This window comes from Solobacterium moorei (assembly GCF_036323475.1).
Lineage (GTDB): Bacteria > Bacillota_I > Bacilli_A > Erysipelotrichales > Erysipelotrichaceae > Bulleidia > Bulleidia moorei.
In genome coordinates this window covers 2,574,185-2,596,385 of the sequence record NZ_AP028934.1, presented here as the reverse complement: position 1 = coordinate 2,596,385, position 22,201 = coordinate 2,574,185, and the positions used below count along the sequence as shown (strand labels likewise).

Sequence of the window (22,201 nt, the reverse complement as noted above, 5' to 3'; positions counted from 1 at the left end):
TGTTTTATTGCCACATTATTTTATCACATGTTGAGCATCAAAATATGTTAGATTCATAAATCATGGTATGATACCATAACATTGAGGATAGATAACGATGATAGAAGATACTAGGTTTCGAGATACATTAAATTTTAGGCAGCTCGGTGGTTATATGACAGCCGAGGGAAGAACTGTAAAAGAAAATGTTTTCTATCGTAGTGGTGCACCTTTTCGCATGAATGAATCAGAACTTGAAGCACTCAAGCAATTAGGGTTATGTGCCATTATGGACCTTCGTTCTAACGAAGAAATCTCACAAAGACCAGATCCAGAACTTCCAAATATCTTGATGATTAAACATAGTGGAGCTGTTTCTGAAGGTGGCGAAGAAATTAACTTCTCAACTGAAGGAATGAATCGTATTGGGGAAGGTGGTAGAGAACAGCTTGCATTACTCAAGAAGTATTATGCACGCATGCCATTTAACAACCAAGCTTTCCGTATTATGTTTGAGCATATCCAAAAGGGTGATGTGCCTATCTTGATCCATTGTGCTAGCGGCAAAGATCGCACTGGTGTTGCGTGCATGTTAATATTACTTGCACTAGGTGTTGATCGAGAAACTGTATTAGAAGATTATCTTTTAACGAATGTATATCGACGTAACGCCATCCAAAAGAAGCTGGAAGAAGATAAAGACATTATTCTCGCACATCCAGAACGTGAAGAGTTAGATCGTATGACATTTGGTGTAACGAAAGAGATTGGTAATATCGTACTTGATACGGTATACAATGCGTATGGAAGTTTTGAAGAATACTTTGAGAAAGAATTTAATATCAATCAAGAAGAATTACAACGGTTAAGAAGCTTATATACAGAATAAAGAAAGCACCTGCATGCAGGTGCTTTTACTATCTATTTTCTTCCGTGTGCTAAACGAGCACGAACCTTTGTAGAACAATACTCAATCAAGATAACTAACAAGATGAGTGTTAATAGGAACGCACCAACGTTAGACCATTTACCAGATGAGATTGCGTTATTGAGTGGAGAACCAATACCACCTGCACCAACGATACCAAGGATTGTCGCATCCTTTAAGTTAATATCGAAACGATAAATTGCAGTGGAGATAAAAGAAGCACTTAACTGTGGTAAAATGCCACAACGAATCTTCTGGAATGTTGTACAACCAGCCGCATCAAGTGATTCAAGAATGCCTGTATTTAAATCTTCAATGGCTGTGATATACATCTTGGAAATCATACCGATGGAACATACTGACTGTGTTACAACACCACAGAATGGACCAGGTCCAGTAACACGAATCCATACAAGAGCCCAAATGAGTGCAGGAATTGTACGAATCAACAGGATGAGTGCACGGAATAACATAGCGACAGGCTTAGGTACAATATTTGTGGATGCTAGGAAACTAACAGGAATCGCAAGAATTGCACCGATGATAGTACCAAGTACCGCAATCGCAATTGTCTGTAAGAGTAAGAATGGGATACCGCTATCACTCATATCAAAGATAAGAGAGACATTCGGATGTAATAGACCATTCACAAGACCCTTTGCGACATTTAATCCAGAATCTGTAAATCCAGTAAAGTGTAGAGATTGAGAACCCCAAGTCATAAGACTAACAACAATCGCAACTGTTATGAGTCTAACCCAAATGGTTTTAGGTTCTTCATTTAGTTTGGCAATAATATTTTCTGACATATGACCTCCTGTTTAAGATAACTTTGAACGCAGGTAATCATTGATCATATCAATGAGCCAAACGACAACGAATAATGTAATGAGAATCATACCGAGGTCAGAGTAAGCACGTAATCCAGTACGTTCACGGATTAAGATACCAAGCCCACCAGCACCTACATAACCAAGGATGGAAGATGCACGTACATTGATTTCAAAGCAGTACAAGCAATCCGCTAAGTATGTAGGTAGAATTTGTGGCATACACGCAGCCCAGAAGGACTGAAGTGTTGATGCACCAAATGATTGCATGGCCTCATATGGCCCCATATCGATTGTTTCAATACTCTCATATAGCATCTTCGCAACGATACCAATCGTAAATACAGCGATAGCGACCGTACCTGCAAGTGGTCCTAAACTAAAGATCAAAGCGAAGATATACGCATAAATCAAAGTAGGGATTGAACGTAATACAGATAAGATGAAACGACATACAAGTAGTGTTGGTTTATTCTTATTGATATTACTTGATGCGAGAATTGCGAGTGGTAAACCAATCAAAGAACCAATGATGGTACCGACAATGGACATCTGAATGGTTTCAATGAGTGGTGAGATTACTTTAGAAAAGTATTTGAAATTTGGACGGAAAATCTTAGATAGAATCACAGTTAACTCTTTTGAACGTGTAATAATGGTTGATAAATTAAAACCAGTCGCACGAATCGAGATAATGACAACAATCGTAAATAGCACAAGAATCAGAGGGGTTCTACTGCGAGGTCTTTCAACGGTATGCCCGTTTGGCAGTGTAATGAGTTCGGGTTTGAAGACTCTGTCAAACAGTGGCGTTTTTAACATTTTCTGTTTCGCCATGTTTACTTGCCTTCAACTTCCTTTTTGTCATCCTTAGAAGTAGGAATTGCCTTACCGTTATAAACTTCATCGAGAATTTCTTTTGTGATCTTATCGGTTGGACCATCATAAACAATATGACCAGAGCGAACACCGATAACACGAGTAGCGTATTTTAAAGCTAGATCGACATGGTGAATATTTAACAGGATAGAGATATTCATTTCTTTATTGATTCTTGCAAAGTCACTCATAACAACATCAGCCATGATAGGATCTAATGAAGCGACCGGTTCATCCGCAAGAATAATAGAAGGATTCTGGTTTAGTGTACGTGCTAATGCGACACGCTGTTGTTGTCCACCAGATAATTCATCACAACGGTTATAGGCTTTATCTAAAATACCAACTTTATCCAAAGCTTCTAATGCATGTGTTTTTTGTTCCTTGGAATGGATTCCAAGTAGAACCTTATACCAAGGCATATCTGGAACGTTGCTTGTTAGAACGTTACGAATAACGGTTGAACGACTTACCAAGTTAAAGGATTGGAAGATCATACCAATCTTTCTTCTAAAGCGACGTAATGATTTTCCTTTGAGTTCACTTACGTTGGTGTCATCAACAATAAGTTCACCTTCAGTAATGTCAATCATACGGTTGATTGTGCGAATCAGTGTAGATTTACCTGCACCAGATAAACCGATAATCGCAACAAACTCTCCCTGTTCAATCTTTAGATTTACATTCTGTAGACCTTTTGTGCCATTTGGGTAGGTCTTAGAAACATTTTTAAATTCAATCATGTCTATTCTCCATCACTATATGTATTCATTATTTACGCAATAATCATACATTAAAAATCAAATAAAATGGGCGATATTTTGAATATCGCCCACATAAATTTATGTATCTTATTTCTCAATTACAGATAAAGCCTGACGAGCTCCATCGTAATCTGAATCTTCAGCTTTAGCATAGCCTGTATGCTTGTAGATACCGAAGATCTTCTTGCCTGCATCTGTATTTGCGATTTCGATGAGGGAATCCTGCATTGCTTCGATGAATTCCTTATTATAGATATCTTCCTTAGCCATTGTTACAGAAACAGTATCGTTATAGATATTCTGTGTAACACCAATAACATTTAATTCATTCCAAATAGAATCCTTACGACCCCATTCTTCTTGCCATTGTTTCGCATAGTCTTGACGACCATCAGCGTAACATACGATAACGTCGATCTGTCCGGCAGCTGCCTGCATGAATTCGCCAGCATAGTCTAATGTTGTAACGTTAGATAAATCACTGATGGACTTGCCATCATAGTTGTCCATTAACCACATTGTAGGATAGATATAACCAGCAGAACTTGTAACATCTCTTACAGCCCACTTAGCCTTGTTTAAATCTTCCCAAGTTAATTTTTCACCAGCATTTACTTTCTTTGCAAGCTCTTGTCCGTATTCGGATGGTCCTGCATAGATTAAGCCTTTGTAATATGTAACTGGAGTATCCTTATTAACTGTCTTGTGTGCATCACCATTCCAGTCAGCAGGTTTTTCAGAGTCATTCGATAAACCGGCACGTGTAGCTGTTAAGATAACATCTGATTCATTTGAATATAATGCATAAGTACCACCTGGTAACCAAGCAACGTCTACTGAACCAGCGGATAAAGCCTCGCCAGCGGCTTCATAAGAATCACTGACAGAGATTTCAAGATTCTTAATGTTGTATCCTCTCTTCTTCATTGCTTCGATGACTAATTTATCGAGGCCTTCTGTTGTTGCCTTAATTTCATCAACAGGTCTTGATGGAACAAATTGGAACTTCAATGTGTCGATATCTTTAGAACCTGTTTCTGCAGGTTGCTTACGACCATTATCATTTGTTGAAGCTGTAGTGTTTGAAGCTGTTGAGTTACCGCCTGTACAACCTGCTAATAAAGCAAGTGTCAAAACTGAAGCCAATGCTTTCTTGATGTTCATAGTTTTCCTCCCATATAGAACATATTAATTATAGAACAAAATGGAAAACATGAGCCTAAGAATAAGATGAAATATTTACATTTTTCTATACTGCTAGAAACGATAGAAACAATATACTGAAAAAGATGTAATAAACTATCATTTCTAACAGAAAATAATTTTCATAATTATATCAATATGCATGCATGTAATTCTATAAAATGTATTCAATAATAGCTATGGATGATTGGTTGTATTTCATCAATTCTTCACGGTATTTTGAATTTATCTGTTGTATGATATCCGCATGGAGAAGGCATAATATTATGAATAGACTACTAACAAGAGAAGAAATATTTGAAGGAAATATATTACATGTATATAAGGATACTGTTGAAATAGAAGACAATCTAACGGTTGAAAGAGAGGTTGTACAGCACATTGGTGGTGTTGGGATCGCTCTTGAAGATAAAGATGGTAAGTTCTTCTTCGTCAAGCAGTGGAGATATGCACAACAAGAAGAAACGCTGGAATTCCCTGCTGGTAAAAAAGAAGAAGGCGAAGATTCACTCACAACAGCGAAAAGAGAGATTCAAGAAGAAACAGGATATGCAGGAAAAGATTGGATATACATGGGCAAAATCTATCCAACGCCTGCATATGATACAGAAGTCATCGACTTATATTATGCAAAGGTAGATCAATATATTGGTCAACATTTAGATGAAGATGAAAAGATTCAAATCTATAAATATCGTTTAGAGGAACTCATTGAACTTATTATGGAAGGAAAAATCCCTGATGCGAAGACAGTTTCAATGGCGATGTATTTATGTCAGATGAAGAAGAGAGGTGAAATATAAAATGACAGATATCGAATCAATAAAACTTGATGATTATGATAAATTATATGAACTTTGGATGAGTTGCTCTGGCATGGGACTAAATAGTGTGGATGATAGTCGAGAAGGAATCGCAAGATTTTTAAAACGAAATCCAGATACATGCTTTAAGGTGATAAAAGATAATATGATTGTAGGAGCAATACTCATTGGGACGGATGGTAGACGAGCATATATCTATCACACAGCAGTTCATCCCGACTATCGTAGAAAGAATATTGCAAAAGATATGGTTCAATATGCATGTGATGTTTTACGGAATATGAAAATTAGCAAAGTAGCTCTTGTTGCATTTGCAAGCAATGTTGTAGCAAATGTCTTTTGGGAGAAGTTAGGATTTACGACAAGAGATGACATTATATATCGAAACCTCTCACTTGTTGATATGGAAAGGTATGATACATAAAGATAGAGAAGCTGGGCAGAAGAAAATTATCACAGAATAAACAATTATCCGTGATTTATTATAAGAATTACTTAAACTATCATATCTCTAGGTGTGTAATATAAATTATAATTCAAATACCAATCCAATCCATACTACGCTAGTACAATTTGAAACAAGCAATAATCTGTATTTGTTTTTATGTAACATTTCGCTCTAGAATGTCAAAAAGTAGCAGAGCAAATACATGCATTTTATTAGTATCTTCAAGTTTGCTCAAGATGACGGAACCTTTTACATTGGTTTGGAAAGCAAAGCCACTTGAATAAAATAGTATATATCTTTTGGTATACTCAGTTTATTTATTGTATATTTAGCATGCTTGCATGTTTATATAAAATAACCTTTAGTTTGATATATACTATTTTGAGTTGACGTAATGTAATAAAAGCGTAAAATAAATTACCGGACACAATCCCGTCAGTAGCGGCTACCTGACGTTAAATGAAAATAAGGAGATGATATTTTTATGAACATGAAGACCTTAACTAGGGTTGGGATGATTGCGGCAATCTACACCGTCGTATCATTAGTACTAGCACCATTTACATATGGTAATGTACAAGTAAGAATCGCAGAAGCTTTAACACTACTTCCATTAATTTACAAACCATCCATTTGGGGGGTAACACTTGGCTGTTTCTTAACCAACTTAATTGGAGCGATGTTAGGCGTTAATCCAACTGGATTCTTAGATGCGATCGTCGGAACAATCGCAACATTCGGTGCAGCTTACTGCACGTGGGTATTAAAAGATAAGAAAGTAAATGGTATCCCAGTACTTGCCTGCTTAATGCCTGTAATCTTTAACTTCTTCTTCGTAGGTGCAGAACTTGCATGCCTATTTATGCCAAATGAAATTGTATTAGGAACATTAATCAATGGTTCATTCGTCGCAATCGGAGAATTAATCTCAGTCGTCATTGGTTACTTCTTAGTCAAAGCATTAGATAAAACAAAGTTATTCGTAGAATAAACAATAAAAGATCCCATTGCCGTAGGGGATTTTTTTACTAATCAAGATGAAATATTTATAAATAAGAATGGAGTGATTGGTTTATAATGGGTTCATTCAAATTTTAAAGAAGGACGTACTGCTTCTATGAAGCTGAAAGTATTCAAAGCCACATTTCTGTACACTTTGCCGATTCTTACTGGCTTTCTATTTTTGGGTTTTGCATATGGAATCTATATGATGCGAATAGAGTTGGTTTTGTAATAACTGCAATGTTTGCTGTAATCTTCTTAGAAAAATGGTTAAAAGAAGAGCATCATATTACCTCCATGATTGGTATTATAGCGTCAGTAATATATCTAATCATTTTTGGCTTAAATTCCTTTATGATACCTACGATGGCAGTTATCGTTATCACGCTAACGTTATCGAAAAGAAGAATGGAATCGTTGGATGTGCAGAAATGATAATCTCACAGCAGATTATAACAATCGCTCTATGTATATTTGGCACAATGTTGACGAGATTTTTGCCGTTTATCATTTTTAGTGTAAAGAGGAAAATACCTGAATTTGTAAATTGTATTGATAGATATCTTCCATCCACAGTATTTGGAATGTTGGTTATATACTGTCTGAAGGATGTTCAGTTCTTACAGGGAAATTATGGCATTTCGAAGATGATTTCTATACTAGTTATCACTATCCTACATGTATGGAAGCGTAATATGCTAATTTCAATTCCAGGTGGAACGATTTGTTATATGGTATTAATTCAACTTGTGTTTTGATGTTATAAATGAAAGGTAAGTGTATTTGTTGTTACACTTACCTTTTAAATATTTTTCTGTAAATTAAGAACTAGTCTTTTCGTAGTCTCCACCTTTTAAACCAAAGAATTCTTCGAATGTTGTGTCATCACCAGCATCGTGAATCTGTTCCGCTGTATCGTTTCCCACATAACGATAATGCCATGGCATATAGGGATAACCAGTAATAGATTCTTTGTTTTCTGGATAGCGTAAGATAAAGCCGTACTTATAAGCATTTTCTTGGAGCCACTTGTATTCATCAGATTTCGCAAAACTGTTATTAAAATCAGTGGTTGTATCGGCACCGAGTATCGCAGCTGCTAGACCAGTTTGTAATTCAGAATAACCGGCTTTCGCAGTTGTTTTGTTTGTGCTAGTTTCTCCAATACGATCAACACTTGCCTGGTATAGCTGCCCTTGGTAGGAGCCGGAACGGAAGCTATTTCCTAAACGTAATTGAATCCCATCTTCTTTAGCAGCATTGAATAATTCTTCAAGAGCTTTGGCAGCTTCTTTGCGTAAAGTCCATTCAGTGCCGTTTGTACTAACGTTAACTGTTGTTAGGTCAGATGGAACATATGTTTCTTCAAGCTTATGCTTTTTGTTAACAAGAAGTAGGATACTGTTTGTATCACTGAAGCGTGTATCTGTTTCGGGATCAACTTCAGGCTTAGGAGTTTCTTTCTTCTCTTCTTTTTTATCTTCTGTTGTAGTAACTATAGGCTCTTTTTCTGGATTCAAGAAATCATTCTTGATTAAAGTACTACCAATTAAAGTAGCGATAATCAGAAACATGAGCAGTGCTGCTGCAGCTAGTTTCTTTGTCATATAACACCTCTTACTTTAAAATGTTACCATATATCGCGTAATAAGGCATTATTTCTGAAACTTTTGGGATGGTATGTATGCTGAACTTCTGGAGAACTTCTGAAAAAGAAACCCACGAAAGCGAGATAAGAAAGACAAATCCCAGTTTGCAGAGGAAATCAAACTAAATATTGAAGATATAATGCGACAGCAGTTCAATCGTCTATCTATCGTCTTTTTCTTGCCAATTTCTAAAGAAGAGAAGAAGCCATGGACTTTGAATGATTCTATAAAAGTGAAACAGAGAGATATAATTTTTGAAGTAAATTTTAGGTGTACATTTTTATTATGCTAAACGAGAGATAAGTAGTATCAGCAGAATTTGGGAAACATTCTATACTATGACAACTGACGTCAAGCTATTGCATTATAATCAATAATAGGAGATGTTAAAATCATGAAAGATAATAGACTATTTAGGATATTATATTACATTTTAGAAAATGGAAAAGTTACGGCTAATGAGCTTGCGGATAAATTTGAGGTATCAGTCAGGACGATATATCGAGATATTGACGCTATTAGCAGTGCGGGTATTCCCATCTATGCGTTGCAAGGAAAAGGTGGTGGAATAGAAATTGCTGAAGATTTTATTCTTAGTAAATTACTACTGTCTGAAAACGAGAAACAGCAAATTATGTCAGCTCTTCAAGGATTGGATAATACAACAAAACAACATGAGAATGAACTTCTAACAAAACTTTCTGCACTCTTTAAAATGAAAAATACCAATTGGATAGAAGTTGATTTTAATAATTGGCAAAACAATAAGATGTATGAAAGAACATTTAATGGTATTAAGTCTGCAATTTTAAGTAAGAACATTGTTTCATTCACATATTTTAGCAGCAATGAAGAAGAGACAAACAGAATCGTTAAACCCGTGAGATTACTTTTCAAGAGTCAGGATTGGTATCTATATGCCTTGTGTTTGCTCAGAAATGATTTTAGATATTTCAAGTTGTCCCGAATAAAGAATTTAGACATCCATACCGAAAAGTTTGATGACAGCTTTGAAGATGCAATACTCAAGAAAGAAATGCCACACGAGAACACAGTGCATATAAAAGTTAAGTTTGATCGTAAAGTTGCTTTTCGAGTATATGATGAGTTAAATGGAGAAATCATAGAAGGAGATGATGGAAATTTATATGCTGAAATAGAAATGTCGAATGACTATAACCTATATAATTATATTTTTTCTTTTGGAGATGGAGCAGAAGTATTAGAGCCAAAGGAGATACGAATGCAGATTAAAGAAATGATAAATAAAATGGCAGAAAAATATATAACATGACAAATGATGTCAAGTATCCTTCTGTATAATAAAATTAGCCAAATATAAAGGGAGGATTAGATGATGAAATATGAATGGCGAAAACAAGAAAATAATCTTTACAGCGTAAAACAAATGCCAATTATTGTAAATGTTCCAAAGCAAAAATTTGTTTTGGTAAAAGGTAAAGGAAATCCGAATGAAGTAGATTTCTCAAACAGAATATCCGCATTATATTCTCTTGCTTATGCCATTAAAATGTTGTTTAAAAATGCAATGAAAAATAAAACTGATAACGAGATTACAGATTTTACGGTATATCCATTAGAGGGATTATGGGAAAAAGTAAATGGAGCAGAGCTTGATAAAAATAAACTGGAATACACATTGATGATTAAACAACCTGATTTTATTACACAAGAGATATTCACAAAGGCACTTGAGAATATAAAAAAGAAAAAGCCTAATGCATTGTATGATGAGATGAGTTTTAGAGAAATAGAAGAAGGTAAATCCATTCAGATTTTACATGTTGGAAGTTATGATGATGAACCAAAATCATTTGAACAGCTAAATGAACTTGCAAGAAAACTTGATCTTAGAAGAATAGGTGATTTTCATAAAGAAATATACCTAAGTAATAAAAACAGGACATCAGAAGAAAAACAAAAAACTATATTAAGATATTCAGTGAAATAGGAGTAAAGTGTTATGTCAAGACCAACGACAAAAAATGATTTAATGACTGCTGCTAAGGAAAACTATGAAAAGTTAAATTTACTTATTTCAAAGATGACAGAGGAAGAGTTAAATACGCCCTTTGATTTTTCAAAAGATGAAAAGAAAAAAGAAGCTCATTGGAAAAGAGATAAAAACTTAAGAGATATTCTAACCCATCTCTATGAATGGCATCAGCTTATTTTGAATTGGGTACATTCCAATCAAGAGGGAGAAGAAAACCCATTTTTACCTGAACCATATAACTGGAAAACTTATGGAGATATGAATGTGGAACTTTGGAAGAAACATCAAAATACTTCTCTTGAAGACGCAATTAAAATAGTTCATAAATCACATAGTGATGTATTAGCGTTAGCTGAAAAATTTACAAATGAAGAACTCTTTTCAAAAGGTGTTTATAAATGGGTCGGAGGAAGTGTGCTTGGTTCATACTTTGTAAGTGCAACTGCAAGTCATTATGATTGGGCAATGAAAAAGATTAAAGCGCATCAGAAAAATGTAAATCAAAAATAATTGGAATAGGATAGTAACGTGCATTTTACAAAAGTAAAAGGAATACTATCTTCAAAAAATGGAATGAATTTGTTCAGGGGTTGTACTCATGGCTGCATTTATTGTGACTCAAGAAGTAAATGTTATCAAATGAACTATAAATTTGAAGATGTAGAAGTAAAGGAAAATGGCATCAGTCTTTTGGAAGAGAGCCTAAAACGAAAGCGAAAAAAATGTATGATTGGTTTGGGATCTATGACGGATCCATACATTAAAGAGGAACTTGAACTAAATTATACAAGACAGGCACTTGATATAATAAATAAATATGGCTTCGGTATAACACTTATAACAAAGTCAGCTAATGTTTTAAGGGATTTAGATTTATTTAAGGAAATACATTCAAAATCAAAATGTGTAATTCAAATGACATTAACAACTTATGATGAAGAGCTTTGTAAAAAGATAGAGCCTAATGTTTCAACAACAAGAGAAAGGGTTGAAGCATTAAAAATATTGCGTGATGAGGGAATACCAACAGTAGTTTGGCTGACTCCGATATTACCATTTATTACCGATACGGAGGAAAACATCATTGGTATTTTAAATTATTGCAAGGAAGTAAAAGTGTTTGGAATAATATGCTTTGGTATGGGACTTACACTCAGAGAGGGAAACAGAGAATATTTTTATTCGCAGTTGGATAAAAAGTTTCCAAAGCTGAAAGAACGATACATCAGAGGATACGGAAACAATTATGTAGCAAACAGTGTAAACAACAAAAAACTAATGAATTTGTTTCATGAATTCTGTGAGCTGAATAACATCGTTCATGATAATGAAGCGATATTTAACTACCTCAATTTATTTGAAGGAAAGAATATTTCAAAGCAACTCAGTTTCTTTGATGAAGTTTGACTAACTGAATTAAGTATCTATGGTATGAGATGATAGAAATTAAAACACTATCGTCTTATTTCTTTATTCAAAATGAAACAGAGAAAGCATCAAAAAAGGAACTTGGCAAAGCACGCTTTGATGAACATATAAAAACCCTACCCATTTATGGATAAGGCAACGACACAATATTATACAGCGGTTTCCTGTTTTGGTAATCTCCACATTTCACTGAAACTGAGAATATCAATTTCTTCAGAATTCATCTTTGCTTGATTTCTCTGTTTTTTAATATTATTTTCGTGAACGCTAGATAAGATATTCTTATTTACCATATATTGTACATAGAGAACCTTCTTTAAAAGAAACCAGTTTGTTACATAATGGCAGATTGCGTGTGTACGATCTTCTAATTCAGGAAGTTTTTCCATCGCTTCTAGTTTTAGAGCGTTCGCAGCTTCTTTGGATGCAGTTTTTAACTCTTCATAATTGTGGAAAAGTTCGTGATCGATACTACGCTGAATAGAGCCTGCTTTTACAGTGAATAATTGGTTAAGAACTTTTAGGATTGTTTCTTGTTTAGAAGAAATCGCAACAATTTCGTTTTTGCAGTTGATAAATTCGCCAGCTGGTTCAGTCATGCAGTAGTAAAGACCTTTCGCATAGATATATCCGTATTGCTTACAGTCATAAATGATGATAGCTCTATCTTCATCATCATGTTGAAAATACAAGATGTAAGGAATTACAAGTGGTTTCCCGTTAAGCTTGCAGATGTCTTTATAGCGGATGATTTGGTTGCTAATTGCTTCAATGTTGACGGCGCAGTGTAAATCCACACAAATCTTTGTGTCTGGTTCTACTTCTAATACTTTTTCAAATGATTCTTTTAAATTATCATCAATCTCATTTTCCCTAAGACTGAGATAATCTTCTAAATAACCGTTAAATAAACAGTCGTCTCCGTCTTTCCTACTGTCTATTTTCTGGCCAAGAATAGCACAGATTGCCATGATAAATACTTTCCTCCAAGTAATTGTATTCAATTTTATATTGTTAGTTGATGATTATGTAGTGTTTGTCGATGTAATTATAGGCATGCAGATTTTGAAAAATCCAGTAACATTACGCAATTTTTTTGTATAAAACAGGATATTTTAACAAATATGCAGGATTGCCTATGATAAAATCTAAATATGAAAACAATTTTATGTGCAAATTACCAAAAAGAGTATATTTATGAGGATCTTGCAAAACATAATCATGGCGTTGTCAAAAATGTACTAGCAGTTCCACTTTCTGTTGCGCTAGGAGAAAAACATACAGACAAGCATGTAGCACTTTTGAAGATCTCTTATACATTAAAAAAGAGAAGTGATGAGTTTCCCATTTATCAAAAGATGTTTGACTATCCTGCATTCATTCAGGAGATTTTTCAGTTTGTATTAGAGTGTATTCAACGCGATATTCAAGTTGATGCTCTACCTGAGACAAATGAACAAGAAAAGGAATTAAAAGAAATCATTCGTATTCTATTAGAAATTCCATTTGTGGAAAAAGAGAATGTAGAAAATAAGGGAACTGCAATTCAGAAATTGCAGCAGGACGATGTAGAAGTATATCCTTTCTTTGAGGCAGATCCATACTATGTGGAAATTCTAGAACAACTCAAAGACAAAACAAAAACAAATGACACAACAACTAGTCAAAAACATTTACGCTATGCATTAAGTACGCGTCGTGAAATTGAGGCGGTAGCACAGGATATCGCAACATATCGAAGACCATGTAATTTAGTACTTACTTCATGGAAAACACAATACCCTGTTGTACAACAAGTATTTGGAAGATATGAGATACCATTTTCAACAGTTCATCATGATGTATCTGCCAGATTGATTCAACGCTATATCGCATTAGTCAATCTTGCGTATCAAAAGAATAAAGAAGCGTTAATGAAGGCTTTATATATAGATGCATTTGGTGTAGATGACCAAAAGAAGAGTAGTTCACTATTTACAGTACTCAAATATCTAGACCAAGTATTGGTAGATGTTGAATGTCCAAAACATTTATCGCAATCTCTAGAGGCATCAGAAGTATTCAAAAAGGAAGCTACACGTTATGCATACTTTGAAGAGCGTGCAGATGAGTTATTCAATAGTATTCAACAGGCTTTAGATAGCTTAATGCAAGCATCTACATTTGAAGAAATGTTGATGAATGCATTTGAAATTATCCGTAATCAAAAGATTTTGCAGAATAAACATGAACTCAAAGAAGGAAGACAATTACGCAATATTTTACAGTCTATTTTAACAAGTGAGAAACTGACTGTGGAAAATATTCCTTTTGTCATGCATATGTTACAGGGAATTCATTCGGATAGTGCTGTGTTTACAGACGCGATCTGTACTGTAGCAGATTTAACTTATCCGGTTAAGAAACAAGAAGTAACTTATGTAATTGGATGTAGTGGTAAGAATTATCCAGGCTTTCCAGTTCATAATGGTTTGTTTGATGAAGATTATCTTGCAAAGATACCGGCGTATCCAAGTATGAATAAGCGCTATGGTTACTATATGAACGCACTTAGGTGGATTGATTCCTCTGCAGAAGAAATCTATTATTCATATTCTACAAATGACTACCAAGGCAAAGAAATGCAGCTAGCATACGAAGTGCAATCAAAAGTGGACATGAAGACAGAAAACATCCCATGGCCAATTTTGATTGTAGATAATCATATGGAAGTAAAACATGAATTAACACCAGAAACTGCACAACAATTATTTTTAGATGAAAAGGGCTTATTAAATGGTTCTGTTAGTACGGTAGAGTCATATTACCGCAATCCATATGGATACTTTATCCAAAAGGGGTTAGGAATTATGGACCAAGAATTCTCGGAGCTTGATCCAATCACGATTGGAAATATTCAACATCATTTCATGTATACATTACTATCTTCTTATAAAAATAAATACATGCATGAAAGCGTAAAGCGTAAACAGTATGCATTACAAGAAGATGGAAAGAACATTTTAACATCTACCGAAATCAAAGAGCTACTAAGACCATATTTTGATATACTCAAGCTAACACATCCAAATGAACAATATCTATACGATATCTCTTTGGAAAGATTGGCAGATTCATTGTCTAAGTTTATGACATTCATGCATGATTTAGAAGAAGATACAAGCTTTATTCCAGAATATTTTGAGTATCGTTTACCTGAAACAGTAATTGGTAATGTGAATATCCACGGTATTATTGATCGTATTGATCTATACCAGGATTTGATTCGCATCATTGATTACAAATCTTCGGTATTATCTATTGGTGAAGCGGAAGTAAAGCAGGGCTTACGTCTACAGATGTTAACGTACATGATGATTGTAGCAAATAACCTGCAAGGAAAGAAATACAATCCAACAGCTGTACAGTATATCTCTATGAAGGATGAAACGATTGATTTGAATCGTATCTACAACAAATGTGGCGATATGCCAAAACAAGCATTGTTAAATAGCTTAGAAGGGGATTTCATCAAGAGTCGAAAGTGTGCCGTATGGATTTTCAACGAACATCGTGATGATGTGGATTTAGGCGCAAGACATATCAAGAGTCCAAAGAATATCTACGACTTTGATAAGATTCAAGCATACATTGAAGGAATCTATGCAAACTTCCATGAACATGTACTTAGCGGAAATATTGAACTTTCTCCAATTGAGAATACAACATTACCATATATGGCGATGTATCACTTTGATGGTAAATATCGCATTCCAACAGCAGTGGAGGTGGAAGGTATTCCAACGGAAATTCCATTTAAATTAGAGAAAGAAGAAGTTGCGGCAAAGGGGGCAAAAGAAGATGAGAATCTCTGAGAAAAATCAATTATCTGCTGAACAGTCCGTTGCCTGTAATTCTTCTGGGATGGGTATCGTCGTTTCCGCCTCTGCAGGTGCAGGTAAGACAAAAGTACTCGTATCCCGTTTGGTAAAAAGATGTATTGAGGATAACCCACGTGTACCTTTATCACGTATCCTCGCCTTAACATTTACCGAAGCAGCCGCAAGTGAAATGAAGAAGCGTGTTGCCCAAGAGTTAAATGAAATCAAACAGTTAGCAGAAAAAGAAGAACCTGTTGATCAAGAATTAATTCAGTATATCGATGATCAGATTATCGCACTCGCAAGTGCAAATATTACAACCATCGACTCTTTCTGTTTATCTATTATCAAGAAGTATTACAACATTATCGGTCTAGATCCAGCAACGACAGAAAATATTCTCTCAAGTGGACAAAATGAAAATATTCAGCGTGATGCGTTTATGCGTGCATTAGAGTATGCCTATCAAATAAGCCCACAAGAAACCATTATGCTAGCTTCGTACTTTTCTAGTCGTGCTGACGACTATGATGGACTATATAATGCGGTTGTGAAAATCAATCGTCATACGGAATCATCCGTTGATCCAGATGAATGGTACCAACATGCATTAAAGATGTATCCAAAGAAGTTTGATCCTACAAGTTCAAATAACTTTACATCATTTGATGCATTCGATATCAATATCCGTAAGTATTTCTTTGCGTCTTTGTATGGACAGCTAGCAGTATTACAGCGCGATATTGAAATCTTGCAAGAGTTACCGGAAGCCATCAATGGACGTGGAAAAATAATCGATAATTCTGTAGCCTTTGATACATTCTTAAATATCATTCGAACATTACAGGCTGAACTGATGCCAGAAGATGAACATTCTGCCTATACTTTTGCGATATATCAAAACTATAAACAACAGATTCAAATGATGGATGATACAAAGCTTTCTAGTTATAAGAAAGAGAATTATCCGGAACATGCACGTGCAATGGATCATTTGAAAAAGATACTCAAGAATATGGCAGAGGGACGCTTGAATGAAGATGATTTTGTCTCAGACGCAAGAGATGCCTCTATCATCAATACGGCACTCATTAACCTAGCGAAGAATACATATCAAAATTGTATACGTATCAAACAAGAAAATACCGCAATGTATTTCTCTGATATGGAGCGCTATGCATATGAAATTCTAAAACATGAAAATGTTGCAAAGGTAATCCGCGATAACTTACAAGAAGTCATGATTGATGAGTTCCAGGATACAAGTAAACTACAGGACACAATTATTGAAATGATTGCAAGTCCTAACTGTATCTTTCGTGTAGGTGACACGAAACAATCTATCTATCGTTTCCGTCAGGCGAAGCCTGCGCTAATGCGTTCCAAATTAAATGAGTCAGAAAAGATTACTGAAGAAACCATCGATACATCTATGCAGTCTGCGAAGATCATCCTTTCTAGAAACTATCGTTCAGATGCACGTATTATTCAATTTACAAATATACTCTTTCAAAAGATTATGAATGTAAAAGAGAGTACAGAAAAGTATGGTGAGGATGATATCGTTGACTGGTTCCCAAAGAATGATAGTCCAGATGCGTTAATTGAATTTGCAAGTTATACTCCGAAGAATAAAACAACGATTGTCAGTGATGATGAGGACGAAGATGAGGATATCAAGATGATCAAGGCGAATTGGATTGCCAATAAGATTATTGATACCTATAACCAAGAATTCGAACTTGCAAAAAAGAACGATACAAAGCTACCATCTTTCCATGATTTTGCGATACTCTTACGAAGTCATGGTGATAAAGCATATCTCAAAGCGGCCTTTGAAGCGAAGGGAATTCCTTACAGCATTGATACACGTGAAGGATTCTATCGTTCAGAGCTATGTCAAACAGTTATTGCGTTATGTACTGCTATGTTAGACGAAGAAGCAGACTCTGCTCTATTTGCATGCATGGTTTCTAATCTTTATAACTATAGTGATGAAGAGATTGCAAAGGCAAAGATAAGACTAGGTTCAATAAAGGCAGTCGCCAAAGAGTTTGGCATCTATGATGATTTACAGATGTATAAAGAGATTGCGGATACCTATGGTATTCCAAGAATGTTATCAGAGCTTGCGAATCATAACGCTTACTTCAATCGTTTAAATATCAGTCAACAGTCAAACTTTGACTATCTATTTGAAATGACAGTATCTGCGAAGTATCACTCTGTTGCGGAATTCTTAAATTCCTTAAAAGCAGTTGAAGATGAAGTATCCAATGAAGCTGTCTCTAAGGGCTCAGCAGATGATATCGTTACCGTCACAACGATTCACCATTCAAAAGGATTGCAGTATAAGTATGTATTCCTGTGGAGTAATGCAATAAATCAGTTTAGAGATAGTGCAGAAGCAGTCAATGTCGATGATGATCTCTATCTTGGATTAAACTTCTTATGTGCGAATCCATATCGTGCGAAACGAAAGACAATTCATAAACGTGCGATTGAATACAAAGCAAACTTAGAAGATGCGGAAGAATTTATTCGTATCTTATATGTAGCAGTTACACGTGCAGTACGTAGACTCTATATCGTAGACGCACTACCCAAACCAATTCCATATCGTGGAAAGAAATTTATGTTAGGTGATTTACTCATCCGTAATGGTATGTCAGGATTAATCCTTAGCACAATGGCAAACGAACCAATTATGAAACGGGTTGATATTGATCCATCATGGAATGTATACCTAGAACATAAAGAAACAGAGACTGTCACAGAACTTCCTCACTATGGATACACAAGTGTAGAAGAGAAGGAAATATTAACACCAAGTTCTACCGAGTTTGGCAGTAGCTTACCAGCATTAGATTTAACAGAAACAAATGCTGGAAGAGAATATGGAACACACATTCATGCATGCTTTGAACAAATACCAACAAGATTATTTAACGCAGATGATTTAACATTCCTAAATCTCTCTTCAACAGAGTTAAAACATCTACTGGCATTCGGTGATTCAGATATATATCACCAAGCTGTAGAAGGTGAAATTCATCACGAGTATCCTTTCTATGTACAAACAGAGAAAGAAAAGATACATGGTATCATGGACTTTGTGTCAATCTTAGAAGATAGAATTATTCTGATTGATTTTAAGACGGATAACGCAGAATTATCTAAGATTAAATCGTTGTATACAGAACAGATCAATACATATAGAAAAGCACTACAGCTAATTTACCCAAATAAAACAATTGATGCATATGCATGGTCAGTACATCATGATAAAGCTTTAGAAATTTAATAAGAGAAAAAGATGGAGAATTTGTAATCTCCATCTTTTATCTCTATTAAATTAATTAGAATCTGTCGGAGATCTCTGCGTAAGAACTTCTTCAAGTTTTGCGGCTAATATACGGTTTCCTCTAAAGAGGTCTCCATAGAAGTTTACCATCAGACATGACAGAAGGTGCTCAACCTTAGGAATATTTATTACAAAATGCATCACAAAGAAAAAACAAATCCACTACTAATCGCATTTTAGCGCTAAACAAGGCGTTTTTGGTAACCTCCAGACACAGAGACACGTGTATGTGCGATTACGAAGGCATTTGGATCAAGCTTTCGAATCTCTCTTTGGACAGATGAAACCTCACTTTTTGCGACGATTGTTACGAGTACTTCGGTTTGATGATTGGTATAAGCACCCTTACCATCCCAACAAGTAACACCTCTTGCATATTCATGCATGATCATCTCTTTCACTTCAGGGACATGTGTGAAAATCATCAGCTCAACTTCAATGTTTTGATAATGCCAACGGTCAATCGTAACAGAGAATACAACAATATAGATAATAGAGTATAACGCAGTTGAAACATCAAAAAGTACTGCCATTAATGTATAGAGAACAATATTATAAAGTACATTGAATAGTCCTACAGAAATCTTCTTTGACTTATGACTTAGATATAAACCCAATAAATCTAGGCCACCTGCACTTGCGCTATTTGTAAGAATTAATCCACATCCAACGCCACCTAATAGTCCAGCGATTACAATGCATGCAAGTTTATCATCGAGAATAGGTGCAGTAGGGGCGATGATATAAGTAAAGATGATTGTCTGTAAGGCAACAGATAACGCGGTTCCTACGACCATGCGCTTCTTCATCTTCTTTAAAGCTAGAAGAAAGAGTGGAATATTAAATGCAAGGTTGATAATACCTGCAGTATCTACATTTTGAACATTAGAAAAGAATAATGTTCTTAACATCTGAGCTGTACCAGGGACTCCGCCAGAGTAAAGCTTTAAAGGTACTAAGAAGAAGTTTACGGATAATGCATATAAGGATGATCCTATCAAGATAAGTAGGATATTTAAGGGTGTAACTTTCTTGGGTTTAACATAGATTTCTTGTGACATATGATGTTCCTCTTTTTCACTAAGATAATCATAAAGAAAAAGATGGTATTTTCATACCGCTTTTATGAAATATCTTCTGTTATATTCATAATAGAGATGTTTGGAGTTTAGTATTCTAATTTAGTGGAAAACATAGAGTTGATATTATTGAATAATTATGTGGAATTATAACAAGAAGAAATGATATATTTTGAATGATGTATTTAGAAATCAATTAGGTAGATTTTGGGGGTATTGGAAAATGCTACGAGACTTTAAGATAAAGAAACATACTAAATATGAAATCATTTCAGGTATAAGTTTAATGATTTCCTACGCCATCGGGACATTTTTTAGTAAATACGAAAGATTTGATATCCTTGTTATGTTTGGATCTTTTGGATTGTTGGCTGTATCAATTGTTACATATATTCTTTCAATCAAGAATAATCCCAAAAAAATTAAGATGTTCCACTCTAAAAAAGGAAAGATATTATTTGTTTTGGGTTGTTTTGCAGTAATCATTTTGTTAATGATTTTAATGTATGAACATATGTAAGTTTCTGACATAAAAGAGCACTTTAATCGTAAACGCGAAATAGGTAGTACCTGTATATCAATCATAAGTCATGTCATAATCCCCCCTAGACCTTTCTGATGAAGGGACGTTATTCTTGTTTTATGGAAGAAAGATGATACTGTAAAAAAGTTATCCGCAAGTTTTATTAAGAAGATAGGTCATAGATATGTGCTGGTATCAGTAAAATATTTGTGTGGGAAATCAGAGTTTTCCACATTTGACGGCACACTCATAATAGTTTCATTACCCTTATGTGGTATTAAAACGACATATTTGATTGCTTATGAACGAAAATATGGAAAGTTGTAATTATATTAGGAAACCATTTCCCAATTTTTAGTACAATTACGATGTAAATTCAGCAATCAAATAAACGTTTGAAAGCGATCAAATATAGAAATTATAATTAGTATTTCGGTATCAAAATAAAAGGAAGCCTTACATTATAGTAATTTGGCTTCCATTTTATTTTAGTAATTTTCCTTCTTAACTTCGAAGAAGCTTTCCTTGTAGCTGCAGAGTGGGCAAATCTTAGGAGCCTTCTTGGACTCAATTGTGTAACCACAGATTTCGCACTGCCATACTACTGGCTCGTCCTTTTCGAATACTTGAGCGTTTAAGATATTAGCCTTTAGCTTCTCGTATCTTTCTTCGTGGTCCTTTTCAACCTTAGCTACCATGTCCATCTGAGCTGCGATACGTGTGAATCCTTCTTCACGAGCTTCTTCAGCCATTCTCTTGTACATGTCTGTCCACTCGTAGTTTTCACCATCAGCACCCATCTGTAAGCATTCATGAGTTGTTGGGATAGCACCACCGCATAATGCGATGAACCATTGTTTAGCGTGTTCCTGTTCGTTACGTGCTGTTTCTAAGAAGATGTTTGCGATTTGTTCATAACCTTCTTCACGAGCCTTCTCAGCGAAGAAAGTGTACTTGTTGCGAGCCATTGACTCGCCAGCGAATGCATCATTTAAATTCTTTTCGGTTTTTGAACCCTTTAATTCCATTGCTTGTGTCCTCCTCATTTAGACAATCTTTGCAAATTCCCTCAAAAATAGTGACATGACTGAATACTTTTCCACCGGTGAATTTTTCTACCTTTTCATCTGGGCAAGAATCATAAGGCATTTCACCAAGGTCGATCATCTTACCGCATTTTGTGCAACGTAAGTGATCGTGTGGAGCAGGATTACCATCATAGAAGTTGTAGCCTTCACCTGTATACTTACGAATCACACCTTCTTGGACGAGAAGATTAAGATTGCGATATACAGTCGCTAAACCAATGCCGGTCTCCTTTTGATCTAAAGCAGACTTAACTTCTTCCGCAGTCATATGCGTTCCAATTCCTTGGATAATACTTAATATTTCTTGTTTTTGATAAGTCTGTCTTCTTTTCATAT

At 35.1% G+C, this 22,201-nt stretch carries 21 protein-coding genes; 12 read left to right on the top strand and 9 right to left on the bottom strand.

What is annotated here, in order from left to right:
* The first annotated feature begins 97 nt into the window (after nucleotides 1-97).
* Entirely contained in the window at nucleotides 98-868 is a 771-nt protein-coding gene (locus RGT18_RS12965; RefSeq protein WP_037403396.1) for a tyrosine-protein phosphatase, read from the top strand.
* Between the two features lie 32 nt (nucleotides 869-900).
* Here RGT18_RS12965 and phnE (RGT18_RS12960) read toward each other — a convergent pair whose 3' ends face one another.
* The 4 genes from phnE (RGT18_RS12960) to RGT18_RS12945 all read right to left on the bottom strand — a co-directional run bounded on the left by phnE (RGT18_RS12960) (nucleotide 901) and on the right by RGT18_RS12945 (nucleotide 4,544).
* Complete coding sequence (phnE, locus tag RGT18_RS12960) at nucleotides 901-1,716, bottom strand: phosphonate ABC transporter, permease protein PhnE (protein ID WP_006524866.1); 816 nt, start codon at nucleotides 1,714-1,716, stop codon at nucleotides 901-903.
* Between the two features lie 12 nt (nucleotides 1,717-1,728).
* Nucleotides 1,729-2,574, bottom strand: coding sequence for a phosphonate ABC transporter, permease protein PhnE (gene phnE, locus RGT18_RS12955; protein WP_081659471.1), 846 nt, complete (start codon nucleotides 2,572-2,574; stop codon nucleotides 1,729-1,731).
* Nucleotides 2,575-2,576: 2 nt separating this feature from the next.
* Nucleotides 2,577-3,359: a phosphonate ABC transporter ATP-binding protein gene (gene phnC, locus RGT18_RS12950; protein WP_028077476.1), complete on the bottom strand. Its 783-nt coding sequence runs from the start codon at nucleotides 3,357-3,359 to the stop codon at nucleotides 2,577-2,579.
* 108 nt (nucleotides 3,360-3,467) lie between these two features.
* Nucleotides 3,468-4,544, bottom strand: a complete 1,077-nt coding sequence (locus RGT18_RS12945) for a phosphate/phosphite/phosphonate ABC transporter substrate-binding protein (RefSeq protein ID WP_028077475.1) — start codon at nucleotides 4,542-4,544, stop codon at nucleotides 3,468-3,470.
* A 305-nt stretch (nucleotides 4,545-4,849) separates the two neighbouring features.
* Here RGT18_RS12945 and RGT18_RS12940 point away from each other — a divergent pair, with 305 nt between their 5' ends.
* From RGT18_RS12940 to RGT18_RS12925, 4 genes are all read left to right on the top strand, one after another.
* A complete protein-coding gene (locus RGT18_RS12940) occupies nucleotides 4,850-5,386 on the top strand; it encodes an NUDIX domain-containing protein (protein ID WP_037403395.1) in 537 nt (178 codons plus the stop codon).
* A gap of 1 nt (nucleotide 5,387) precedes the next feature.
* Nucleotides 5,388-5,831 carry a GNAT family N-acetyltransferase gene (locus RGT18_RS12935; RefSeq protein ID WP_037403392.1) on the top strand — a complete coding sequence of 148 codons (444 nt, stop codon included), beginning with the start codon at nucleotides 5,388-5,390 and terminating at the stop codon, nucleotides 5,829-5,831.
* Nucleotides 5,832-6,339: 508 nt separating this feature from the next.
* Nucleotides 6,340-6,846 (top strand): QueT transporter family protein, encoded by a 507-nt coding sequence (locus tag RGT18_RS12930; protein WP_006524872.1) that lies wholly within the window; start codon nucleotides 6,340-6,342, stop codon nucleotides 6,844-6,846.
* A 277-nt stretch (nucleotides 6,847-7,123) separates the two neighbouring features.
* The gene (locus RGT18_RS12925; protein ID WP_245580897.1) at nucleotides 7,124-7,615 is read left to right on the top strand and encodes a branched-chain amino acid transporter permease; all 492 of its coding nucleotides are present in this window, start codon (nucleotides 7,124-7,126) and stop codon (nucleotides 7,613-7,615) included.
* 63 nt (nucleotides 7,616-7,678) lie between these two features.
* On the opposite strand, the gene RGT18_RS12920 is transcribed toward RGT18_RS12925, so the two are convergent.
* Nucleotides 7,679-8,431 (bottom strand): M15 family metallopeptidase, encoded by a 753-nt coding sequence (locus RGT18_RS12920; protein WP_037403407.1) that lies wholly within the window; start codon nucleotides 8,429-8,431, stop codon nucleotides 7,679-7,681.
* 469 nt (nucleotides 8,432-8,900) lie between these two features.
* On the opposite strand from RGT18_RS12920, the gene RGT18_RS12915 reads away from it, so the two are divergent.
* From RGT18_RS12915 to RGT18_RS12900, 4 genes are read left to right on the top strand one after another with little or no spacing between them, the layout of a single operon-like run.
* On the top strand, nucleotides 8,901-9,800 hold the full coding sequence (locus tag RGT18_RS12915; protein WP_028077470.1) for a helix-turn-helix transcriptional regulator: 900 nt from the start codon (nucleotides 8,901-8,903) through the stop codon (nucleotides 9,798-9,800).
* A gap of 60 nt (nucleotides 9,801-9,860) precedes the next feature.
* Entirely contained in the window at nucleotides 9,861-10,478 is a 618-nt protein-coding gene (locus RGT18_RS12910; RefSeq protein WP_211220274.1) for a GyrI-like domain-containing protein, read from the top strand.
* Between the two features lie 12 nt (nucleotides 10,479-10,490).
* Nucleotides 10,491-11,033: a ClbS/DfsB family four-helix bundle protein gene (locus tag RGT18_RS12905; RefSeq protein ID WP_028077468.1), complete on the top strand. Its 543-nt coding sequence runs from the start codon at nucleotides 10,491-10,493 to the stop codon at nucleotides 11,031-11,033.
* A gap of 18 nt (nucleotides 11,034-11,051) precedes the next feature.
* On the top strand, nucleotides 11,052-11,930 hold the full coding sequence (locus RGT18_RS12900) for a radical SAM protein (RefSeq protein ID WP_028077467.1): 879 nt from the start codon (nucleotides 11,052-11,054) through the stop codon (nucleotides 11,928-11,930).
* A gap of 170 nt (nucleotides 11,931-12,100) precedes the next feature.
* On the opposite strand, the gene RGT18_RS12895 is transcribed toward RGT18_RS12900, so the two are convergent.
* A complete protein-coding gene (locus tag RGT18_RS12895) occupies nucleotides 12,101-12,922 on the bottom strand; it encodes a hypothetical protein (RefSeq protein WP_006524881.1) in 822 nt (273 codons plus the stop codon).
* A 183-nt stretch (nucleotides 12,923-13,105) separates the two neighbouring features.
* On the opposite strand from RGT18_RS12895, the gene RGT18_RS12890 reads away from it, so the two are divergent.
* Entirely contained in the window at nucleotides 13,106-15,805 is a 2,700-nt protein-coding gene (locus RGT18_RS12890; protein ID WP_028077466.1) for a PD-(D/E)XK nuclease family protein, read from the top strand.
* A complete protein-coding gene (locus RGT18_RS12885; RefSeq protein ID WP_028077465.1) occupies nucleotides 15,792-19,115 on the top strand; it encodes a UvrD-helicase domain-containing protein in 3,324 nt (1,107 codons plus the stop codon). Before RGT18_RS12890 ends, RGT18_RS12885 begins: the two co-directional genes overlap by 14 nt.
* Nucleotides 19,116-19,357: 242 nt before the next feature.
* Here RGT18_RS12885 and RGT18_RS12880 read toward each other — a convergent pair whose 3' ends face one another.
* On the bottom strand, nucleotides 19,358-20,236 hold the full coding sequence (locus RGT18_RS12880; protein WP_006524885.1) for a YitT family protein: 879 nt from the start codon (nucleotides 20,234-20,236) through the stop codon (nucleotides 19,358-19,360).
* A gap of 190 nt (nucleotides 20,237-20,426) precedes the next feature.
* On the opposite strand from RGT18_RS12880, the gene RGT18_RS12875 reads away from it, so the two are divergent.
* Entirely contained in the window at nucleotides 20,427-20,774 is a 348-nt protein-coding gene (locus RGT18_RS12875; protein ID WP_156022768.1) for a hypothetical protein, read from the top strand.
* Between the two features lie 491 nt (nucleotides 20,775-21,265).
* Here RGT18_RS12875 and rbr read toward each other — a convergent pair whose 3' ends face one another.
* Together rbr and RGT18_RS12865 are read right to left on the bottom strand one after the other, a co-directional pair.
* Nucleotides 21,266-21,805 carry a rubrerythrin gene (rbr, locus tag RGT18_RS12870; RefSeq protein ID WP_028077463.1) on the bottom strand — a complete coding sequence of 180 codons (540 nt, stop codon included), beginning with the start codon at nucleotides 21,803-21,805 and terminating at the stop codon, nucleotides 21,266-21,268.
* On the bottom strand, nucleotides 21,765-22,199 hold the full coding sequence (locus RGT18_RS12865; RefSeq protein ID WP_051240887.1) for a Fur family transcriptional regulator: 435 nt from the start codon (nucleotides 22,197-22,199) through the stop codon (nucleotides 21,765-21,767). Before RGT18_RS12865 ends, rbr begins: the two co-directional genes overlap by 41 nt.
* Nucleotides 22,200-22,201 lie beyond the last annotated feature (2 nt).

Bases quoted from the DNA above. Each gene is read 5' to 3' on its own strand.
- RGT18_RS12965 (WP_037403396.1), top strand. From the start codon at position 98: ATGATAGAAGATACTAGGTTTCGAGATACATTAAATTTTAGGCAGCTC.
- phnE (WP_006524866.1), bottom strand. From the start codon at position 1,716: ATGTCAGAAAATATTATTGCCAAACTAAATGAAGAACCTAAAACCATT.
- phnE (WP_081659471.1), bottom strand. From the start codon at position 2,574: ATGGCGAAACAGAAAATGTTAAAAACGCCACTGTTTGACAGAGTCTTC.
- phnC (WP_028077476.1), bottom strand. From the start codon at position 3,359: ATGATTGAATTTAAAAATGTTTCTAAGACCTACCCAAATGGCACAAAA.
- RGT18_RS12945 (WP_028077475.1), bottom strand. From the start codon at position 4,544: ATGAACATCAAGAAAGCATTGGCTTCAGTTTTGACACTTGCTTTATTA.
- RGT18_RS12940 (WP_037403395.1), top strand. From the start codon at position 4,850: ATGAATAGACTACTAACAAGAGAAGAAATATTTGAAGGAAATATATTA.
- RGT18_RS12935 (WP_037403392.1), top strand. From the start codon at position 5,388: ATGACAGATATCGAATCAATAAAACTTGATGATTATGATAAATTATAT.
- RGT18_RS12930 (WP_006524872.1), top strand. From the start codon at position 6,340: ATGAACATGAAGACCTTAACTAGGGTTGGGATGATTGCGGCAATCTAC.
- RGT18_RS12925 (WP_245580897.1), top strand. From the start codon at position 7,124: ATGGTTAAAAGAAGAGCATCATATTACCTCCATGATTGGTATTATAGC.
- RGT18_RS12920 (WP_037403407.1), bottom strand. From the start codon at position 8,431: ATGTTTCTGATTATCGCTACTTTAATTGGTAGTACTTTAATCAAGAAT.
- RGT18_RS12915 (WP_028077470.1), top strand. From the start codon at position 8,901: ATGAAAGATAATAGACTATTTAGGATATTATATTACATTTTAGAAAAT.
- RGT18_RS12910 (WP_211220274.1), top strand. From the start codon at position 9,861: ATGATGAAATATGAATGGCGAAAACAAGAAAATAATCTTTACAGCGTA.
- RGT18_RS12905 (WP_028077468.1), top strand. From the start codon at position 10,491: ATGTCAAGACCAACGACAAAAAATGATTTAATGACTGCTGCTAAGGAA.
- RGT18_RS12895 (WP_006524881.1), bottom strand. From the start codon at position 12,922: ATGGCAATCTGTGCTATTCTTGGCCAGAAAATAGACAGTAGGAAAGAC.
- RGT18_RS12890 (WP_028077466.1), top strand. From the start codon at position 13,106: ATGAAAACAATTTTATGTGCAAATTACCAAAAAGAGTATATTTATGAG.
- RGT18_RS12885 (WP_028077465.1), top strand. From the start codon at position 15,792: ATGAGAATCTCTGAGAAAAATCAATTATCTGCTGAACAGTCCGTTGCC.
- RGT18_RS12880 (WP_006524885.1), bottom strand. From the start codon at position 20,236: ATGTCACAAGAAATCTATGTTAAACCCAAGAAAGTTACACCCTTAAAT.
- rbr (WP_028077463.1), bottom strand. From the start codon at position 21,805: ATGGAATTAAAGGGTTCAAAAACCGAAAAGAATTTAAATGATGCATTC.
- RGT18_RS12865 (WP_051240887.1), bottom strand. From the start codon at position 22,199: ATGAAAAGAAGACAGACTTATCAAAAACAAGAAATATTAAGTATTATC.